The sequence below is a fragment of the Flagellimonas sp. ABD4_174 genome, assembly GCF_056160185.1.
Window position 1 is genome coordinate 1,401,964 of the sequence record NZ_JBSWWP010000001.1, and the last position, 20,105, is coordinate 1,422,068.

Genomic DNA, 20,105 nt, shown 5'->3' on the forward strand with positions numbered 1-20,105 from the left:
AAGATAAGTGCCATCATATAATTATGGCCTCCATTTTTAAGGCTATAACATATTTAAGGTTATTTTTGCCAAAAAGTTGTTTTGGCAAGAGTTTTGGCATTGGATTTTGGAAAAGTACGTACGGGAATTGCGGTCACCGATGAGCTTCAGTTGATTGCCTCTGGATTGACCACCGTTGACACCAAGGACCTGTTAACGTTTTTGGAAGACTATATAAAAAAGGAATCGGTGGAACGTTTTGTGGTTGGATTGCCCAAACAAATGGACAATACGGCCTCCGAGTCCGAAGCTCTCATCCAAGACTTCCTAAAGCAGTTGTCGGCCAAGTTTCCAGCTATGCCCGTTGAACGCCAAGATGAAAGGTTTACTTCTAAAATGGCATTTCAGTCCATGTTGGACAGTGGTATGAAAAAGAAGAAAAGAAGGGATAAGGCCTTGGTCGATGAAATAAGCGCCACATTGATTTTGCAGGCCTATTTAAACAGATTTTAATTTATGATTTTACCTATAGTAGCCTACGGAGACCCCGTTTTACGAAAAAAAGCGAAGGATATTGCATCCGATTATCCAAAGTTGGAAGAATTGATCGCCAACATGTGGGAGACCATGTACAATGCACATGGTGTTGGATTGGCAGCTCCACAAGTGGGACTTCCAATTCGAATTTTTTTGGTAGATACCACCCCTTTTTCCGATGATGAGGATTTGAGCAAAGAAGAACAGGAGAAACTAAATGGTTTCAAAAAAGTCTTTATCAATGCCAAGATCGAGGTAGAGAACGGCAAGGAATGGGACTTTAACGAAGGTTGCTTGAGCATTCCCGACGTTCGGGAAGATGTAAAGCGAAAACCAGAAGTGACCATAACCTATTTGGACGAAGATTTTAAATCACGTACGGAAACGTTTGATGGGCTTTTGGCCAGAGTTATTCAGCACGAATACGACCATATCGAAGGCATTCTGTTTACGGACAAACTATCGACCCTAAAAAAGCGACTTTTAAAAAACAGATTGGACAAAATATCCAAAGGGAAAATAAACGTTGACTACCGAATGCGGTTTCCCAATATCAAAAAAGCACGTTAAAAAAATCACTATTTGCGATAAAAACATATTTTTGCGCCCATAAATTACTATTTGAATGGCATTAGACAAGATTTTATCTATTGGAGGTAAACCAGGACTTTACAAATTATTGACCCAAACCCGTGGTGGCTTTGTTGGCGAATCCCTATTGGATGGCAAACGTGTAACCGTTGGATTAAGAAGCAATGTAAGCGTGTTGTCCGAAATAGCCATTTACACCCTCGAGGAAGAGCTTCCGTTGAGGGAAGTGTTCCAAAAAATCAAAGAGAAAGAAGGAGGCAACAAAACATCGATCAGCCATAAGGCTGACAAAATCGAGTTGGAAGAGTATTTCTTCGAGGTACTGCCCAATTATGATGAAGATCGTGTCTACGCCAGTGACATCAAAAAGATCATACAGTGGTACAACATCCTTCTCGACAATAATATCACCGATTTTGTCAAAGAAGAAAAGGATTCAGATGAACCTACTGTTTCTGCTTCACAAGACGAAGAATAACGATTATTCCTTTTTCCAGTTCACCAATTTAGTTGGGTAATAGTTGATCTGCATGGCTTCCAGATAGGGAACCTGTGCGGCCAAACGCTCTTTGTAGTCATCCCAATCAAGATGTTCGCTTGGAGACCATCCCAATTCCGCATATCCAATAAGTCTCGGAAAGGCCAAATATTCCAGCTCTTCACTATTGCTTATGGTTTCGGACCATAGGGGGGCTTCGATGCCAAGAATATTCTCTTCAGGAAGATTTTCTACATAAGTCCCAGGGTCCCATTTGTAGGCAATATCAACCGGAATGAGGCCTGCCCAATTCAGTCCATATTCAGATATGGAATCATACTTCATATCCAAATAGGCTTTTTTTGCTGGCGACATAATAACCTTTGAGCCATTTTCAATGGCTTTTAGGGCATATTCAGGTTTGTTCCAAAAATGAATCACTGAACTGGAATCAAGTTCTGCTTGTACTATTTCGTTCCAACCGACCATTCTTTTGTTGTGTTTCCGAACAATTTTTTGCACTTTTTCCACAAAGCGGATATAGTCACTTTTTTTGGTGGCATGGCTCTCATCTCCGCCAATGTGAAAATATGGACCGGGAGTCATGGCGGTAATTTCACCGATTACATCATCCAAAAAGCTATATACGGTATCTTTTTTGGCATCAAAAGAACTGTAACCCACTCTCATGTCCGTTCTAACGCGTGGAGTTTCGGCATCTGGGGCATGTAAAAAGGGGTAGCTTAGGGATGCGGCATTGGTGTGTCCGGGCATATCAATTTCCGGAATAATGGTAATATGTCTTTCCGCAGCATAGGCTACAATATCCTTAAACTGTTCTTGAGTGTAAAAACCACCTTCTCCACCGCCGACCTCGCTGGCGCCACCGATTTTTGTTAGCTTGGGCCAAGATTTGATTTCAATGCGCCAACCTTGGTCATCCGTTAGGTGCAGGTGCAGGGTGTTGAATTTGTAGTATGCAAGGGCGTCGATATATTTTTTGACTTCTTCTACGGTAAAAAAGTGCCGGGCCACATCCAACATGGAACCACGATATTCGAATCTGGGAGCGTCGATGATCTTTCCCGATGGAATTACCCAGATTGGGTAATCCGTTAAGGTATCATTACTTTTTTCAGGGATTAACTGACGCAATGTTTGTACGCCCCTGAACGCTCCGGCTGCAGTTTTGGCGTTCAATAAAATGGAATCCTTTTTAATGTAGATCTGATAAGCCTCTGGTCCCTTTAAATCCACACTATCCGATTGGTTGATGTAGATCAAGCGCTCCAATGTTCCTTCGGTAGCTGAATTTACGCCAATATGTAAACCGGTTTTGGACTTTATCTGCTCGGAAAGAAACTTTCCCACCTTTTCGAATCCCGCATCGGAGTTGGATGTAAAAATAGCTGTTCCAGCATCTAGACCAAAAGCACTTCCCGTGGAAATGGTTTTAAAGGGTTTTGGGACCAACGGAGCTTTGGCAAGGTCGGTTTTGGGAAAACTGATTTCCTCTTTTTTCTCCTGGCAAGACGCCAAATAGATAAATGCAACGAAAAGTAGGATTGATCTGTAAATCACTTTTGTTTGGTTTTAGTCCATATAATTTTTGATGACATCGTACCAGATGTCGTAGCCCTTGGAGTTCATGTGAAGCCCGTCTTCAATAAAAATGTCCTGTCTTACCTTTCTTTTGTCTAACATGGGATACCAAACATCAACATAATCAATTCCCTTGGTTTCGGATGCCAGTTTGTGCAGTTTACGGTTCAAGCGTCGGTACCTCCCTCTAAATTTCCACCTTGAAATACTAGGTTTGGCCGAAATCAATACAATCTCCATATCCGGTTCTCTATGTTGCAATGTATCGATGATGTCTTGGGCTATTTGTATGATTTTCCTAGGTCTTTTCTTGGCGAAAACATCATTGTCGCCCTCATAGATAAAAACTTTAACCGGGTTGTAGTTCAATATCAATTCATCAAGATAATGCTGTAAATCCGAAAATTGAGAACCCCCAAAACCAGTGTTTAAGACCTGGTGATCTGGAAAACGTTCTTGTAGATCTTTCCATAATCGAATACTGGAACTGCCTGTAAAAATAATGGTTTTCGTGGAACTGTCCCAAATGGAATCATTTATTTCCTGTATCTGCTTTACCTCTTTGTCAAAAGGCAACTGAGCCTGTAAGGAGGTGGATAGTGTAAAAAGTAATACGATGAGATATCTGGTCATGCTGGTTTATTTTTTAACAAAGCTGCCTTGGAGCCCTTCTTGCGAGTTGGTGCCGACCATAACATCAAACTCACCGGGTTCCACTACAAACTCGTAATTATGGTTGTAAAATCCCAATTCTTGGTCGGTGAGGGTAAAAATAACTTTTTTGGAGCTATTTGGGGCCAAACTGATTTTTTGAAATCCTTTCAATTCCTTGGCAGGTCTGGCGATGCTGGCAACCTTATCGTGGATATATAGTTGTACCACTTCCTCGCCTTGGGTTTTTCCAGTATTGGTAACTGTAACGGATACGCTAATGTTTGCTTGGTCGGAGGTGTCTATTTTTAGATCTGAATAATCAAATGTAGTATAGCTCAAGCCATATCCAAATGGGAACAAGGGCTCATTTTTTTCATCACTGTAATGGGACCAAAATACATTGGGCTGGGGGGAAGGTCGCCCGGTACTTAAATGGTTGTAGTAAATAGGGACCTGGCCGACACTGCGCGGAAATGTCATAGGAAGTTTTCCGCTTGGATTGTATTCCCCAAAAACCACTTCAGCTATCGCATTTCCCGTTTGTGATCCCAACTGCCATGTTTCCAATATGGCGGGAATGTGCTCAGCTTCCCATGTTATCGCAAGTGGCCTACCGTTCATCAGGATCAATACGATGTTCTTGTTTACTTTGTAAACTTCTTTTAAGAGTTCCAGTTGGAGTCCTGGCAGGTCCAATTGTGTTCTGCTTCTACCTTCGCCACTTTGAAAACCGTGCTCGCCCAATACCATGAGCACAACATCGGACTGTTTTGCAAGTTCCACCGCTTCCTTTATTCCAGTGGTATCGGTTTCATTTACTTTGACCTCGTTTAAAAAATCGGCATTCGGATTAAAAACTTTTGGACCTTTTGCATAGGTGATGTTATTGGAATACTTTTTTAGCCCCTCCAAAACCGAAACAGCAGTATTGTCATCCGAGCCCAATCGCCAACTGCCCAGTGGGCTGTTATTGTCATCGGCTAACTCCCCGATCACTGCTATTTTGGGCTGATTTTTACTGATGGGCAACAGATTTCCTTCATTTTTCAAGAGTACAATGGATTTTTTGGCCATTTCCAGTACACCCGATTGGTGGTCTTGGTGGTAGAGTCTTTCCTTTTCCCGTTCTTCATTGCAATAGCGATAGGGGTCATCAAAAAGACCAAGCTCAAATTTGACAGTCAGGATACGCCGAACAGCATCATTTATTTTGTCCTCGGATACTTTGCCTTCCTTTACGAGGCTTACCAAATGGGTGATGTAAGCAGAGGCTTCCATATCCATATCGGAACCTGCATTGGCACCAAGTTCAGCGGCATGTTTCAAGTCTTTGGCATAACCATGGGGCACAAGTTCGCCAATAGAGGCCCAATCGGAAATCACAAAACCGTCAAAACCCCACTTTTCCTTTAAAATATCCCGCTGAAGAAAAGCACTTGCGGTAACGGGAACTCCATTCAATACGTTAAACCCGTTCATAACGGTACGTACATTGGCATCCACCGCGGCTTTAAACGGGGGCAAAACCGAGTTGTACAGGGTCGAAGTTCCGATGTCGGCGGTATTATAATCCCTGCCCGCCTCGGCGAATCCATAACCTGCGAAGTGTTTGGCACAGGCAATTATTGTGTGCTCTTTGGATAGATCGGATCCCTGAAAGCCTTTTACGCGTGCCTTGGCGATATGCGAACCCAAGTAAGTGTCCTCACCACCGCCTTCCATGACCCTTCCCCAACGGGCATCACGTGAAATGTCCACCATAGGGGCGAATGTCCAGTTGATGCCCACTGCCGAGGCTTCGTCGGCCGCAATTTTTGCAGAGTTTTCTATAGCTTCCATGTCCCAGCTGGCAGCTTCGGCCAGAGGAATCGGCGCCAAAGTTTTATAGCCATGGATTACATCGAATCCAAAAATCAGGGGGATGCCCAACCGGGATTCTTCCAAGACCAATTTTTGTAATTTTCTGACTTCTTTGGTTCCGGTAACATTGAGCATGGAACCTACCCAACCTTTTTTGAGGTGTTCATACTTCATGGAAGCATTTCCTTCTTCCGGCACAGGACCGGTTACGTCCCAAAATCCATTGTATTGGTTCATTTGCCCTACTTTTTCCTCAAGGGTCATTAATTTTAAAAGAGAATCCACTTTTTGGTCAATAGTTGGGTCTTGTGCCATAATATCAGGATTGAACAATAAAAAAAGAAGTAGAAAAATCGAAATAAAACAGTGTTTGGTTTTCATAGGAGAGGTGGGTTTTTTATATGCCGTTGAATCGACTATTAAAAATAAGATAAAATTACCTCATGCCCTAATATGAGGTCTTTGTACTTTTGGTTAAAATCCAATACCATGAACACAAGATCGGAACAATTGGCTGCCTTTGATCGCTTATTGACCATTATGGACGAACTGCGCGAACAATGTCCATGGGATAAAAAGCAGACTATGCAAACACTTCGTCATTTAACCATCGAAGAAACCTATGAGTTGGGCGATGCCATTTTGGACAATGACCTGGAAGAAGTGAAAAAGGAGCTGGGCGATATTTTGTTGCACATTGTTTTTTATGCCAAAATAGGTTCGGAGACCCAAGATTTTGATATCGCCGATGTTGCCAACGGAATTTGTGAGAAACTCATCAATAGGCACCCCCATATTTATGGCGATGTGAAGGTTGAAAATGAAGAGGAGGTAAAGCAAAATTGGGAAAATATCAAACTAAAAGAAGGCAAAAAGAGTGTGCTAGAGGGAGTGCCCAATGGTCTACCATCCTTAGTCAAGGCCAACCGAATCCAAGATAAGGTAGCAGGAGTGGGGTTTGATTGGGAACATCCCGAACAGGTTTTTGAAAAGTTGAAAGAAGAACTGGGGGAACTTCAAGAAGAAGTGGAGGCCCATAATGCGGATAAAATGGAGTCCGAGTTTGGCGATGTGCTGTTTTCCATGGTGAACTATGCCCGTTTCTTGAAAATTAATCCAGAAAATGCGTTGGAGCGGACCAATAAAAAATTCATCAAACGCTTTCAATATTTGGAACAAAAAGCCAAAGAGTTGGGGAAGACCATGAGCGATATGACCTTGGCCGAAATGGATGTGTTTTGGGAAGAGGCCAAACAGCTTTGAAAATTATCCATAATCTAAGTCAAAGATGGACAAAAATTATGGCCGATCTGGCTATATTTGCCATCCTTTTTAATTATCCAAAGTGTTTCAAAACTATACTAAAGAGTTTGCCTACAACCTAAGGTTGTCCTATCCTGTTATTTTGGGAATGTTGGGCCATACCTTTGTGGCTTTTGCCGATAACATTATGGTGGGCCAATTGGGTACGGCCGAGTTGGCAGCCGTTTCTTTGGGAAATAGCTTTGTGTTTGTAGCCATGTCGCTTGGCATAGGTTTTTCAACTGCGATTACGCCATTGGTGGCAGAAGCCGATGGTGCAAAGGACCAAGCAGCAGGCAAAAGTGCCTTAAAACACGGTTTGGTACTTTGTACGGTACTAGGACTATCGCTATTTGGACTTATACAGATTTGCAAACCTCTGATCCATCATATGGAACAGCCTCCGGAAGTGGTGGAACTCGCTTTGCCTTACTTGGATTTAGTGGCCTTTTCGTTGGTGCCGTTGATTATTTTTCAAGCTTTTAAACAATTTTCAGAGGGACTTTCCCAGACCAAATATCCCATGTATGCCACAATATTGGCAAATGCCGTGAACATAACCCTCAACTATTTGCTTATTTTCGGTTCCTTCGGATTTCCAAAATTGGGAATTGTTGGTGCTGCCGTTGGTACCTTGGTATCTCGTGTGATTATGGTTGCCTATATTTGGTATTTGCTCAAGCGTAAAAAGAAATTTGAATCCTATGTGACCCAATTCAATTTTAAGAAGATCGAGAAAAAAGTGATGCGTAAAATCATCAGTTTAGGGTTTCCATCAGCGTTACAGATGTTTTTTGAAGTTGCCATTTTTACCGCTGCCATATGGTTGAGCGGTGTACTTGGTAAGAATGCCCAAGCCGCAAATCAAATTGCCCTGAACTTGAGCAGTATGACGTTTATGGTGGGAATGGGACTGAGTGTTGCCGCAATGGTAAGGGTCGGTAACCAAAAAGGATTGCGCAACCATAAAGATTTGAAGCGTATCGCAGAATCCATTTTTTTCTTGACCTTGATTTTGGAAGTGGTCTTTGCAGCTATTTTCTTGGTGGGTAGGCATTGGTTCCCTACCATTTATTTGGATGTTGGCGATATTGCCAACCAAGCCGACAATACCGAAGTGATCATTGTTGCTGCCAAATTACTGTTGGTTGCTGCTTTTTTTCAGATTTCGGATGGACTTCAAGTAGTAGTATTGGGAGCCTTGCGCGGTTTGCAAGATGTGAAGATACCCACGCTCATCACTTTTATTGCGTATTGGTTGATAGGTTTTCCTATCAGTTATTATTTGGGATTGCACACCGATTTGGAAAGCACAGGAATCTGGATCGGATTATTGTCCGGACTTACAGCATCAGCGCTAATGTTGTATCTTCGATTTAACTTTTTGACGAAGAAATTGATTACAGAATAAGACGAATTCCAAGATTGGAATCAAAATAAGAACACATGGAACTACCTAAATTTTTATTGGCCGATAATACCGATCATCCCGAGGCCATCTTTATTGTCCATACCGAGTACCCGAGATTTATTATCAACCTAGAAAATGATGAAGTGGAATGGATGGAGGAATTTTCTAAAGAAGATGAGGCCGATTTAATGGATGAAACTGAAAATCTGGTCGAGGCGGCAACAGCATTTTACGATAGGGAAGTTTCCAGATACGACTCGTAATGCTCGAACAACTGCTGCAATACGATAAGGACTTGTTTTTGTTCCTGAACGGATTGGGAACGGAGACTTGGGATGGTTTTTGGATGTTTATGACCAAGACCAGAAACTCGGCCCCGCTCTATATTCTATTACTTTATTTATCCTATCGAACGTTTGGGTGGAAAGGAACCGGGATAATTTTGGTGTCCATCGCATTGTTGATTACCTGTACCGACCAATTGTCCAACTTTTTTAAATACGGTATTGGTCGTTTGCGACCATGCCACGAACCCGAGGTAAGTAGTGTAATGCGCTTAGTGAAAAGCTATTGTGGAGGTCAATTCGGGTATTTTTCTGCCCATGCCGCCAACTCGTTCGGACCGGCCATTTTCTTTACGGTGATGTTCAGGAACAAAGTGAAATACATTGCTTGGGTATTACTGCTTTGGGCCTGCATTGTGGCCTATAGCCGCATTTATATTGGTGTGCACTATCCGTTGGATGTGCTGACTGGAGCTTTGATAGGTTCGCTTTTTGGTTGGTTATGGGCCAAGTTGGCTATATTTGCTTTCCAAAAAACAGGGGTATGATCTCGACCGCCAGATACTGGTTTTACATTGCGCTGATCGTGTTGGTGTACTTTATTGGAATGTTCGCAACCTTGTTCGAGAACGATTCGGCCCAGTTTGCGGTTATGGCCATGCGAATGGTGCAGGAAAACGACTTTCTAAGCCTTTTTAAGGGCCCCGAGGAGTATCTGGACAAGCCCCACATGCACTACTGGTTGGCCGCAATTTCCTTTAAGATATTTGGAATTCACGATTGGGCGTATCGCATTCCCGGTATTTTATCTACTTTGTTGGGCGCCTACAGTTGCTACGGTCTGGGAAAATTGCTCTACAATAAATATGTGGGTCGTTTTGCCTCATTGATTTTTATGACGGCCCAGACCATCGTCTTGGCCAACATTGATGTCCGTACCGATGCCGTTTTAACTGGATTTACAATATTCTCCATTTGGCAATTGGCCACATATATCGAAAAAGGAACACTAAAAAGTATTGCTTTGGGTGCTTTGGGAGCGGGTATGGCTTTTTCCACTAAAGGACAGATTGCCCTCGTGGTCATTGGAATTTCTATACTCTGCCATTTGGCCTATACCCGAAAGTGGGAACGATTGCTCCATTGGAAGTTATTGGTGGCCCTTCTTGTTTTTGGTTTGACGATAACCCCGATGTTATATGCCTATTATCATCAATTTGATTTGCACCCCGAGAAAGTAATTCGTGGTAAGGATAACCGCAGCGGTATCTTCTTTATTTTTTGGGAACAAAGTTTTGAGCGGATGAGTGGCGAGGGCGTTGGGAAGAACAGTAGCGACTTTTTCTTTTTCTTCCACACCTTTTTGTGGGTGTTCTTGCCTTGGACGGTCCTTGCTTTGGTTGGTTATTGGATAAAGGTGAAAGCCTTTTGGGAAACCAAGTTCTCCTACAAAACCAATTTGGAATTTTTGACCGTGGGTGGAATTTCAATTTTGTTCCTGCTCATTAGCTTTGCGCAATTTAAATTGCCGCATTACATGAATGTGTTGATGCCTTTATATGCAATTTTATCTGCGGGTTTCCTGTATGTTTTACATCAGCAGGAAAAATTGAAGATGGCAAAGGTGATACTCGGAATCCAATATTTTATATTGGGATTGGTAGTTGTCTTTACTTTATTGATAAGTTTTACTGTTTTCCAATTGGAACATTGGTATGGCTATGCATTCTTGTTGCTGGCACTAGGTATGGTGGTTTATTATGTTCAAAAAAGTGAAGTTGTCTACGCCAAGATTGTTACCGTTGCCATTTTTAGCTCAGTTTTATTGAATGGTTTTATGAATGCCCATTTCTATCCAAAATTACTCGAATACCAAGGAGGTTCTAATATGGCACAGCAGGTAAAGGAGAGGAATATTCCCGTGGATGACATTTATAAAATTAACGAAAGACATACCTGGGCTTTGGATTTTTATAATCAAAATCCTGTCAATATTGTTTCCACTTCAGATTTGAAGAACATGAAGGATATTTGGGTATATGCTACCGATAAAGAACTGGAACTATTGAAAAAAAACGGAATTGCTTGGGATAATGAAATAACTGTGGACCAATTTCGTATTACCAGATTACAGATCAAGTTTTTGAATCCCGAATCGCGCAAAGAAAAGTTGAATAAAATGCACTTGGTGCATCTAAATTAGTCCACAGATTCCAGCTGTGGCTTTTTAAAGTGGTAGATTACACCAAAAAGGGAGGTGAGTGCCGTAATCAAAAAGAAGGTGAAACTGATGCCAATGGAAGTGCTCTCATCCAGTCCCAGCCATTTTGCGCCATATAAAAAAGTAATCTCTCTACTTCCAATTCCCCCGATCGTTAATGGAATTACGGAAACGATGGAAGATACTAAGAAAACAAATAGGTATTCAATGAAGTCCATGTCGACGGACAAAGATTTCAAAACAAAAAGAACGCAGATCAACTGTGCCAATTGAACCAGAGCGGAAAAGCTAACGGATTTCCAAAATACGGGCAGGGTAGCGATAAAAAAAATCTTGTTTACAAACCAAAATGCCACAACACTCAACGGAATGGCAGCTACAATCAACCAGAAAAAACTTTGGAAAAACTCATTTTTGGAAAGCAAAGCAAGCACGCAGGCATAAATAAAAAGTAACAGCATCCCGCTTAAGCGGTCCAGCAATAAACTGGACACCACTTTTTTGGTACCGGGTTGATATTCTTTTTGAATGACGTAGCCTTTGTAAGCATCGCCACCAATACCTCCTGGCAAGAATAGGTTGTAGAACATGCCCAGCAGATACAGCTTTAGGTTGCTTAATTGAGACACTTTAGCACCCATCTGATGGAAATACAAGTTGGTTCTAAAGGCTGAAATTATTTTCGAAAGCACAAAAAACAACAAGGCCAAGAATAAATAAAGAGGCTCGCTTTTTTTTAAGGTCTGGACTACATCCTTCAACTCTATTTTGGTGAAAATAAAGTAAATCAGTACCGCACTAACAATAATTTTTAGGGCAGTGATGAGCTTTTTACGCAGCTTTTCCGTCACCTATACTTATTTTTTTGATGCGATATGGTCTTTTCTGTTGCGATTCGTAATAGGTACGGATCAAGAGCTCCATTACAATGCCAATGGTAAACAGTTGAATTCCCCCAACAATGAACATCATTCCAAAAATAAGTAAGGGTCTGGTTCCAATATCTTGATCAAATCCTAGTTTAACGATCAATAGATAAATATTGATAAAAATCCCGAGGATGACCAACAAAACCCCGAAGATTCCGAAAAGGTGAATGGGGCGTTGGAAGTATTTTCTAATGAAAAGTAGCAGCATCATATCGGCCACAACTTTAAAAACACGCTCCAAACCATATTTGGAAACCCCGGCGTGCCTTGCATGATGCTTTACAGGCACCTGTTTTATCTGTGCACCTTCCAAATGGGCTAAAAGCGTGATAAAACGGTGCATTTCACCGTATAAATTCAAACTTTTTGCAATATCCTTGGTGAAAACCTTGAGTGCACAGCCGTTATCTTTAATATCCAATTTAGTCACCCTCCGTACCAAAAAGTTGGCAATCTTGGAAGGTATTTTTTTAACCAACGAATCTTTTCTTTTCTGACGGATTCCGGTTACCACATCATATTCTTCGGTTATGGCAAACGATAGCATTTGTGGAATGTCGGATGGATCGTTTTGCAGATCACCATCCATGGTAATGATGTATTCGCCCTCGGCATAATCAATTCCGGCGGCAAGGGCCAAACTTTGGCCATAGTTCTTTTTCAACTCGATCAAATGAACCTTTTTATCATTCATTTCCTTGACTTTCTGACGGGTTTTATCCGTAGAAAAATCATCTACATAAATGATTTGATAGTTATACCCATCAAGGCTTTCGTTGATTTTTTCGGTCAAAAGAACCACATTGTCCTCCTCGTTGTACAAAGGAACCACTATGGATAAAAGGGAATCGGTGACGGTGTTCATTCAGTATAAAATCTGTGCAAATTTATTGCTTTTATTTAAAGTTCCTCGGTAATCTTGTCCAATAGGAGTTTTGCAGCGTAGAACGGTGATATTTTGTTCTCTTCGATTTCTATCAAGAACTTGGCCTGTTCTTTTTTAAAGGTTTCTTTTTGATGGAAAAATTGTTTGATGTATTCGTCCACGGTCTGAAGGAACCAGTTTTTGTTTTGGAGTTGTCGATTCTTTTCAAAAAAGCCATTTTTCCTATTGTGCTCTACAAATCGCTGCACCATTTCCCAGATTTCTTCAATTCCTGTTTTCTCCATTGCGGAACACTTCATTGCTTTGGGTGTCCACCCATTGGCTTTTGGAGGGTAAAGATGTAAGGCTCTGGAAAACTCTGTCATGGCCAGCTTGGCATGTTCCAAATTGCTGCCATCCGCTTTGTTGATGGCAATGGCATCGGCCATTTCCATAATGCCCCGTTTTATACCCTGTAGCTCGTCGCCAGCACCAGATAATTTCAATAAAAGGAAAAAATCGACCATACTGTGAACGGCAATTTCGCTTTGTCCAACACCAACGGTTTCTACCAAAATAACATTATAGCCGGCGGCTTCACAAAGAATAATACTTTCTCGGGTCTTTTGAGCAACACCGCCCAAGGATGTTCCGGATGGTGAAGGGCGGATAAAAGCATTCGAATCTTTGGCCAAAGTTTCCATTCGGGTTTTGTCCCCCAAAATACTTCCTTTGCTCAATGAGCTCGTAGGGTCCACAGCGAGAACGGCTACTTTGTTGCCCTGTTCGGTCAAGGTTGTTCCCAAAGTTTCGATAAAGGAACTTTTGCCCACTCCGGGAACCCCTGTGATTCCTAAACGAATGCTGTTCGTAGGTCGGGCCAAGCATTTTTCAATTACGGTATTGGCTTTTTCAAAATGCGCTGGTCTTGTGCTTTCCAACAGCGTTATGGCCTTGGCAAGCATGGCCTTGTTTCCATTAAAAATACCTTGGGCCAAGACATCGGCAGAAAGTTCTTGTTTTCTGAGCGCCTTAATTCTGGAAATAGTGTCCACGGGTGTCTTATTATCGTCTGCCAAGAGTACGTTTCTAATGTTTGTACGAATTTATAAAGATTTTGTGGGTTTAAGTGAACTCACAAAAGGAATAGCGATTACTTTTTGGTTTACCCATTTCACAAAAATTTAATATCCAATTAATCGGACTTACGCCTACAATTTGGTACCTTATTCGTAAAATGATCGAGCACCGAACCGGTGCCGGTTTTTTACGAACCTATAAACATTTTAAAAGATGAAGACTATTTTTGAGGCCAAGGCCACCAATACAGGGGGAAGAGCAGGACATGTAACGAGTGAGGACGGCGTTTTGGATTTTGATATCAGTATGCCCAATTCCAATGGTAAACCTGATCCTAAATCCACAAATCCCGAAGAACTGTTTGCCGCGGCTTACTCCACATGTTATGCCGGAGCTGTAGAGGCCGTTGCAAAAATGCATAAAGTGGAAGATTTGGGCGATTTTAGTGTAACTGCTATCGTAGCATTGAACAAAGAGGAAGAAGGTTTTTTTCTTGAGGTTACTTTGGACACCTATTTGCCCACTGTGGATAAGGAAATGGGGGAGACCATTATTAATGAAGCTCACGAAATGTGCCCGTACAGCAAGGCCACAAGAGATAATATTACCGTTCACTTAAATTTATTGATGGACGAATAAATTAAGTAACTTTTTAATTATGAGCCCTGTTGATGATAATCGACGGGGCTTTTTTGTTAAAATTAAATCAAAAACACCCTAATTTGCAACGTTGCAATTTTTGCATCGTCCTTATTACAGTAACAACTAAAAAACCAAACATAGAACCGAGTACGCTCCATATCGAGCTCGTTGAAAAGTGCAAGGCCAACGACCGCAATGCACAGATGCAACTGTACCGTCAGTATTGCGATGGCATGTTCTGCGTGGCCATGCGCTTTCTTAAGAACACGGACGATGCTGAAGATGTGCTGCAGGATTCGTTCATAAAAGCTTTTCAACGAATTGGTCAATTTAAGGGAGATGTCACTTTTGGGGCCTGGTTAAAGCGAATTGTGGTGAACGGAAGTATCGATTATTTAAAATCGAAGCACCAGCGAACGGTGGAGCTGAACGAAAGTTATCTGCAAGTGGCAGAGGAAGATGATTGGTCTGTAGAAGAAGGTATTTCCATGGAACAGGTAAATCAGGCCATCGAGGAACTGCCATCCAAATATAAATATGTTGTCCAGTTGTTTTTGGTAGAAGGGTACGACCATTCGGAGATATCGAAAATATTGGCAATTACCGAAACGGCATCCAGAACCCGATTGCTCAGGGGGAAGGCACAATTAAAGGAAAAATTAAAAGATATGGCTTATGGCACGTGATCTTAGAAAAATTTTCGAAAAAGAGAGGGAGCGGAGACACTTCCAAATGAAGCAAGGGCATGAAGACCGATTTTTTGCGAAGCTGGAAGAGGAACTGCCCCAGGTTCCACCCAAGAAAAAGGTTATCTCCCTTTGGATGCAGATTGCGGCATCTGTTGTAATAATCTTGGGATTGGCTTTATTTTATTTTAATAATACACCGGTTGATCCTGTAGAAAAGGTAACGGTTGTGGACCGAGAGAATGCTGGCAAAGAAAGGCAAGGTATCTCACTGGGGGATTTATCGCCGGATCTTAAAAAAATCGAGACCTATTACACAACCAATATTAATTTGCAATTGGCCGATTTGGCCGATGACCCAGGAAATAAAGAGTTGGTGGAGAGTTATATGGATCGTTTGGCGGAACTCAACACGGAATACCAAAGACTGAACGCGGAGCTGAACCAATTGGGACCCAATGATCAAACCATAAGCGCCTTGATCAATAATTTACAACTAAGGCTGCAGTTGCTGCAAAAATTAAAATCAAAGTTGAATCAATTAAAATCATCAAAAAATGAACAGGAATCATCAAATATTGTTTAGTGGATTGCTTCTTGCCATGGTCGGGTTCTCCTGCCATGCGCAAGAAAATTCCAAAACCTACAAGGAAACCTTTAATGTAAACAAGGATACCGAAATCAATATTAGTACCAGTTACGCCGATATTGAATTTGAGACTTGGAACAAAGATCAGGTCGAAATTACCGCCGTAATCGAATTGGAAGGTGTGGCAGATGACGAAGCACAGTCATATTTTGATAAAGATCGGGTAAAAATTATGGGGAACAGCCAGGAAATTGAGATCAGTACCCAAGGAGCTAGCCCCTATGCATTTGATTTTAGGACAGTAAATATAGATATTCCCGATATTCCCTCGGTAGCTGAGATCATTGAGCATGTGGAAATCCCGGAAATTATTATCCCAGAAATTGCAATGATACCCTCTATGCCGCCCTTGCCTCCGCTGCCGCCCATCGAATTTGATTACGATGCTTTTAAGAAAGACGGGGATAAGTATATGAAGGAATGGAAAAAGGAGTTCGATAAAACATTCGATAAGGAATATAAAGAGCGTTTTGAGGAATGGGGCAAAGAGATGGAAAAAATGGCGGAGGAACGCGATGCCCAAAGAGAGGAACTACGTGAAGAGCGGGAGAAAATGAGGGAAGAACGCGAAAAAGTTCGAGAAGAGATGCACGAAAGATTGCGCGAACAACGCGAGGAAATGCGAGCGCAGCGGGAAGAGTTACGGGCAGAACAGGCGGAGCTGAGAAAACAACTCAGAGAGGAAGCCCGAACCATACATGGAAGCCCAAATGTGTTCTACTTCTCTTCCGATGGAAAACATAAAGAGTACAAAGTCAAAAAACGAATAATCATTAAAATGCCCAAGTACATTAAACTGAACATGAATGTACGCCACGGGGAGGTAAAATTGGCGGAGAATACCAAAAACATCAATGCAAGCTTGTCTTACGCAAGCTTGCTGGCCTCCACAATAGATGGGGCAAACACCGACATACGGGTATCATATTCCCCGGTAACGGTTAAAAACTGGAACTACGGTAGCTTAAGTACCGACTATTCGGAAAAGGTTAACCTTAAAGAGGTGAACGAACTAAAGCTCAAATCCGTTTCGTCCAATGTGGTGATCGGTAGATTGGCCAGTAAGGCCATGGTCACCAATACCTTTGGCTTATTGCAAATAGATGGAATAGCCGATAGTTTTAATTCAGTGGATATCTCTATGGAAAATGGTGAACTGGATTGTAAACTGCCCCAAACTGCTTATGTTATTACTGTGAACGAGAACACGTCTGGGTTCAAATACCCAGAAACGTTAAAATTGAGTTCTACAAAAAAGTACGGTGGAAATTTACATACGGGCTATAATATCCATAAGCAAGATGGCAAGACCATCAAAATCAACTCTAAATTCAGTGAGGTGGTTCTCAAGGACTGATTTTTGTTGTATTACCATTAAATAGAATCACTTTTACCAACTAGGAAGTCTCAATCCAATTTATTTTCTTCTACATTGGCCGGCCAACTATCCCACCCATCGCTTAATGAGCATCTTCCTTTAAATAAGACTGAAAGTTTTCCTTGAAACGGTTCAACCTGGGAACCGAAACATTATGGATGTAACTGTTGTTCGGATTACGCCTCTCATAATCTTGATGGTATTCTTCCGCTCTGTAGAATTTATCAAAAACCTTTACTTCGGTCACAATGGTGCGTTCGCCATAAACATTTTCGGCCTCCAATGCACCAATGTAATCTTTGATGATTTTCTTCTCCTTTTCGTTTTTATAAAAAGCAATGGAACGGTATTGTGCGCCACGGTCGGGTCCCTGTCGGTTTAGGGTGGTTGGGTCGTGCGAACCAAAAAACACCTGTACCAGTTGGGTAAACGATATTGTTTTTGGGTCGTAATATATTTCCACGGCCTCGGCATGGGAGGTTCTACCATAAGAAACTTGCTCGTAGGTCGGGTTTTTCTCCGTCCCGCCCGAATACCCGGAATACACTTCTTTAACACCCTTTACACTTTCAAAAATAGCCTCAACGCACCAAAAGCACCCACTTGCAAAGTAGGCCGTCTCATAATTTTTAAGTTGGTCGGCACTTAAACTTGTTTTTACTGAATGTGTGATTTGTTCTTTTTGTGCAATTTCCTGATTAACGGATTTGGTTTTGGATTGGCAACTTAAGGAAGCCAAAATTAACAGGGTCAGAAATGTAGTTTTCACAATGTTCATTTTAGTTTCTTGTTTAGTTGTAATAAGATAGGAACTATTACTGAAAAGGGCGTTAAAAAATGTTAATCGCTTTAATTTACTTCACAGTTGGGTAGTTTGTAGATAAGTTCAGGATTACAAAACAATGTTGTTATTTCTTACGAACTACACTAAAAATATAATCTTTTTCCTACAAATAACTTATTGGTCCTCAGTAAGTTGCAATGGAGCTAAAAGCGAAATCATCGATGAAATGCACATGCGTTCGGTATGTTGTTTTTGACCTTAAAAACCGTTGTCGAGGATAAAATGCACTTTATCTGAAAAAAAAATATTCACCGAAGGAAAAACGTCATTGACCGATGGAAATCCAGTTAAGCTTGTTTGCGAAAGTAATTTTACATCGTAAAACAATCGGAACTATGAAGACAATTTTCACCATCATCGCAATCGCTTTTTTCGGAACTATGGCATCTGCCCAGAACATTTCCAAAGAAACTAAAGTGGATGTTATCACTGAAGGTGTTGAGTTGAACATAGAAATCAACAATAGCATTAGAAAGGATAGACAAATGGTAAGATTGTACAAGTTTAAGAACTCACGTATCAAAAAAGAACTTTCTTTTAAAACAAAAAGAAACAAGTCTAAATTGGCCTAATCACCATGTTTGCATTTATAATTCCTTTTATTTTGATTTTTGGTGTTGCGTTTGTTCTGGCGACCATAGCATTCTCCTTTAGACAAAGGAAATCTTAGAAAGAGAAACTTTAGAGACGAAAAATAATGAAGAGGTCGGTTTTACCGACCTTTTTATATAAATACCCTAGTGATCTACCGAGTTGAACTGCTCGATTACTTCTTCAAACTCAATGGAGTAATGTGTTCCCTGTTTTGCGTAATCCCTGGTAATTGACCCTCTAAGCTGCCGGGCCAAATTGTAAATCAGTTTTAAACCGAGTGAATTGGAAGTTTTTGGATTGATTTCCTCGGAATATCCAATACCATTGTCCCCTAAGTACATTTTATAACGGTTATCGCCAATTTTGTCCACAGACACGTGGATTTCCCCATTCTGGACCCCTGCAATACCATATTTTAAGGCATTGGTAATGGTTTCGTTGATTATAAGTCCAAGCGGGATTATGGTATCGATACTTAATTTATAGTTTTTAATATCTAAATCTACCTTTACATCGGTACCGCTTCCCTTTACCGAACGTACCAGATAATCACAAAGTTCTTGTACGTATGGTTTTAATTCTATTTTGGAAAGATAATCGTCTCGCTTGTACAGCATCTCGTGTACCATGGCCATGGATACCACACGATTTTGACTGCTTTTGATGATATTACTGATCTTGTCATCGTCGATTGCCCTGGACTGTAGGCTCAACAGACTGGAAACCGTTTGAAGATTGTTTTTTACCCGGTGGTGTACTTCTTTTAACAAAGTCTCCTTTTCTGCAATACGGTCTTGAATTTCGTTTCTGGATTTGTACAGGCGATGGTGGGCCCTGAGTAAATTCTTGCCAAAGACACCTCCCAAAAGATATACTGCAAAAACGGCACTTAAATAGGCGAACCAGCTCCTTGACTGCATTGGAACGGTATTTTCCGAAATTCTGAAATCACCGGTATCATAGAGAAAGAGCAGAGTGAGCACGGCCAGATTGATTATTAGATATAACTGGCCGAATACCTTGGTGGTTACATATCCTGCAAAAACGATAATGGCGAGAACAAAAATAAATGGGCTTTGAATCCCTCCACTGTACATGGTGATCACAATGGCACCGATCATGGAGAGGATAGATGTAAAATTATAGGTCAGTACCAAATTTTTATGCTGCCGGTATAAAAGTGTGTTTGTTAAGTTGATTGCGGCATAACCTATAAAGGTATAGGTGATAACTCCATCTATATCCAAAAAGAAATAGCAGACCAAGCCAAAAACGGCAGCAAAGAAGGATGAGTTGTAATTTACCTTTAGTATCAAATCAATCTTATCTTGTAATCTGTATGTATCCTTATTAGGAATTCTCATATGCTGTGCGTGAATGTCCCTCTATTGCCTAAAGTTGAATATGCTTGCAAAAAGGTAGCTTAATGGGGTGTTTATTGCTGTAAATCTAATTATGTTTTTTATATAAAAAAAGTGGCAGCTATATTAACTGCCACTTTGTGGTTTTTTAGACGGGT

The 20,105-nt window shown here is 41.2% G+C and carries 21 protein-coding genes; 13 read left to right on the forward strand and 8 right to left on the reverse strand.

The window, feature by feature from the left end:
• Window positions 1-81: 81 nt before the first annotated feature.
• From ruvX to ACXAFK_RS06225, 3 genes are read left to right on the forward strand one after another with little or no spacing between them, the layout of a single operon-like run.
• Window positions 82-492: a Holliday junction resolvase RuvX gene (gene ruvX / locus ACXAFK_RS06215; protein ID WP_474957148.1), complete on the forward strand. Its 411-nt coding sequence runs from the start codon at window positions 82-84 to the stop codon at window positions 490-492.
• Window positions 493-495: 3 nt separating this feature from the next.
• Entirely contained in the window at window positions 496-1,086 is a 591-nt protein-coding gene (gene def, locus ACXAFK_RS06220) for a peptide deformylase (protein WP_474957149.1), read from the forward strand.
• Window positions 1,087-1,141: 55 nt separating this feature from the next.
• Window positions 1,142-1,585, forward strand: a complete 444-nt coding sequence (locus ACXAFK_RS06225; RefSeq protein WP_293294313.1) for a DUF5606 family protein — start codon at window positions 1,142-1,144, stop codon at window positions 1,583-1,585.
• A 3-nt stretch (window positions 1,586-1,588) separates the two neighbouring features.
• Here ACXAFK_RS06225 and ACXAFK_RS06230 read toward each other — a convergent pair whose 3' ends face one another.
• From ACXAFK_RS06230 to bglX, 3 genes are read right to left on the reverse strand one after another with little or no spacing between them, the layout of a single operon-like run.
• Window positions 1,589-3,166 carry a beta-N-acetylhexosaminidase gene (locus ACXAFK_RS06230; RefSeq protein ID WP_474957150.1) on the reverse strand — a complete coding sequence of 526 codons (1,578 nt, stop codon included), beginning with the start codon at window positions 3,164-3,166 and terminating at the stop codon, window positions 1,589-1,591.
• Between the two features lie 12 nt (window positions 3,167-3,178).
• Window positions 3,179-3,820: a GDSL-type esterase/lipase family protein gene (locus ACXAFK_RS06235; RefSeq protein WP_474957151.1), complete on the reverse strand. Its 642-nt coding sequence runs from the start codon at window positions 3,818-3,820 to the stop codon at window positions 3,179-3,181.
• A gap of 6 nt (window positions 3,821-3,826) precedes the next feature.
• Window positions 3,827-6,082 (reverse strand): beta-glucosidase BglX, encoded by a 2,256-nt coding sequence (gene bglX, locus ACXAFK_RS06240; protein WP_474957152.1) that lies wholly within the window; start codon window positions 6,080-6,082, stop codon window positions 3,827-3,829.
• 108 nt (window positions 6,083-6,190) lie between these two features.
• Here bglX and mazG point away from each other — a divergent pair, with 108 nt between their 5' ends.
• The 5 genes from mazG to ACXAFK_RS06265 all read left to right on the forward strand — a co-directional run bounded on the left by mazG (window position 6,191) and on the right by ACXAFK_RS06265 (window position 10,901).
• The gene (gene mazG / locus ACXAFK_RS06245) at window positions 6,191-6,964 is read left to right on the forward strand and encodes a nucleoside triphosphate pyrophosphohydrolase (protein WP_474957153.1); all 774 of its coding nucleotides are present in this window, start codon (window positions 6,191-6,193) and stop codon (window positions 6,962-6,964) included.
• 82 nt (window positions 6,965-7,046) lie between these two features.
• A complete protein-coding gene (locus ACXAFK_RS06250; RefSeq protein ID WP_474957154.1) occupies window positions 7,047-8,414 on the forward strand; it encodes an MATE family efflux transporter in 1,368 nt (455 codons plus the stop codon).
• A 35-nt stretch (window positions 8,415-8,449) separates the two neighbouring features.
• A complete protein-coding gene (locus tag ACXAFK_RS06255) occupies window positions 8,450-8,677 on the forward strand; it encodes a hypothetical protein (RefSeq protein WP_224835162.1) in 228 nt (75 codons plus the stop codon).
• On the forward strand, window positions 8,677-9,246 hold the full coding sequence (locus ACXAFK_RS06260) for a phosphatase PAP2 family protein (protein WP_338193562.1): 570 nt from the start codon (window positions 8,677-8,679) through the stop codon (window positions 9,244-9,246). Before ACXAFK_RS06255 ends, ACXAFK_RS06260 begins: the two co-directional genes overlap by 1 nt.
• A complete protein-coding gene (locus tag ACXAFK_RS06265; protein WP_474957155.1) occupies window positions 9,243-10,901 on the forward strand; it encodes an ArnT family glycosyltransferase in 1,659 nt (552 codons plus the stop codon). The genes ACXAFK_RS06260 and ACXAFK_RS06265 overlap by 4 nt, the downstream gene beginning before the upstream one ends.
• Here the strand turns inward: ACXAFK_RS06265 and ACXAFK_RS06270 are convergent.
• From ACXAFK_RS06270 to meaB, 3 genes are read right to left on the reverse strand one after another with little or no spacing between them, the layout of a single operon-like run.
• Window positions 10,898-11,770 (reverse strand): lysylphosphatidylglycerol synthase transmembrane domain-containing protein, encoded by an 873-nt coding sequence (locus ACXAFK_RS06270; RefSeq protein ID WP_474957156.1) that lies wholly within the window; start codon window positions 11,768-11,770, stop codon window positions 10,898-10,900. The two genes, ACXAFK_RS06265 and ACXAFK_RS06270, sit on opposite strands and share 4 nt — an antisense overlap.
• Window positions 11,751-12,713 carry a glycosyltransferase family 2 protein gene (locus tag ACXAFK_RS06275; RefSeq protein WP_252079194.1) on the reverse strand — a complete coding sequence of 321 codons (963 nt, stop codon included), beginning with the start codon at window positions 12,711-12,713 and terminating at the stop codon, window positions 11,751-11,753. Before ACXAFK_RS06275 ends, ACXAFK_RS06270 begins: the two co-directional genes overlap by 20 nt.
• Window positions 12,714-12,748: 35 nt before the next feature.
• Window positions 12,749-13,792: a methylmalonyl Co-A mutase-associated GTPase MeaB gene (gene meaB, locus ACXAFK_RS06280; RefSeq protein WP_474957157.1), complete on the reverse strand. Its 1,044-nt coding sequence runs from the start codon at window positions 13,790-13,792 to the stop codon at window positions 12,749-12,751.
• A 214-nt stretch (window positions 13,793-14,006) separates the two neighbouring features.
• Here meaB and ACXAFK_RS06285 point away from each other — a divergent pair, with 214 nt between their 5' ends.
• The 4 genes from ACXAFK_RS06285 (at window position 14,007) to ACXAFK_RS06300 (ending at window position 17,127) form a co-directional block, all read left to right on the forward strand.
• Window positions 14,007-14,432 carry an Ohr family peroxiredoxin gene (locus ACXAFK_RS06285; RefSeq protein WP_224835156.1) on the forward strand — a complete coding sequence of 142 codons (426 nt, stop codon included), beginning with the start codon at window positions 14,007-14,009 and terminating at the stop codon, window positions 14,430-14,432.
• Window positions 14,433-14,638: 206 nt separating this feature from the next.
• A complete protein-coding gene (locus ACXAFK_RS06290; RefSeq protein WP_224835649.1) occupies window positions 14,639-15,121 on the forward strand; it encodes an RNA polymerase sigma factor in 483 nt (160 codons plus the stop codon).
• Entirely contained in the window at window positions 15,111-15,707 is a 597-nt protein-coding gene (locus tag ACXAFK_RS06295) for a hypothetical protein (RefSeq protein WP_474957158.1), read from the forward strand. The genes ACXAFK_RS06290 and ACXAFK_RS06295 overlap by 11 nt, the downstream gene beginning before the upstream one ends.
• Window positions 15,679-17,127, forward strand: coding sequence for a hypothetical protein (locus tag ACXAFK_RS06300; protein WP_474957159.1), 1,449 nt, complete (start codon window positions 15,679-15,681; stop codon window positions 17,125-17,127). Before ACXAFK_RS06295 ends, ACXAFK_RS06300 begins: the two co-directional genes overlap by 29 nt.
• 103 nt (window positions 17,128-17,230) lie before the next feature.
• On the opposite strand, the gene msrA is transcribed toward ACXAFK_RS06300, so the two are convergent.
• Window positions 17,231-17,926, reverse strand: a complete 696-nt coding sequence (gene msrA / locus ACXAFK_RS06305) for a peptide-methionine (S)-S-oxide reductase MsrA (RefSeq protein WP_474957160.1) — start codon at window positions 17,924-17,926, stop codon at window positions 17,231-17,233.
• Window positions 17,927-18,327: 401 nt separating this feature from the next.
• Between msrA and ACXAFK_RS06310 the strand changes: the two genes are divergently transcribed.
• Window positions 18,328-18,564 (forward strand): hypothetical protein, encoded by a 237-nt coding sequence (locus ACXAFK_RS06310; RefSeq protein WP_224835152.1) that lies wholly within the window; start codon window positions 18,328-18,330, stop codon window positions 18,562-18,564.
• Window positions 18,565-18,729: 165 nt separating this feature from the next.
• Here ACXAFK_RS06310 and ACXAFK_RS06315 read toward each other — a convergent pair whose 3' ends face one another.
• A complete protein-coding gene (locus ACXAFK_RS06315; RefSeq protein WP_252079198.1) occupies window positions 18,730-19,950 on the reverse strand; it encodes a sensor histidine kinase in 1,221 nt (406 codons plus the stop codon).
• Window positions 19,951-20,105: the final 155 nt, after the last annotated feature.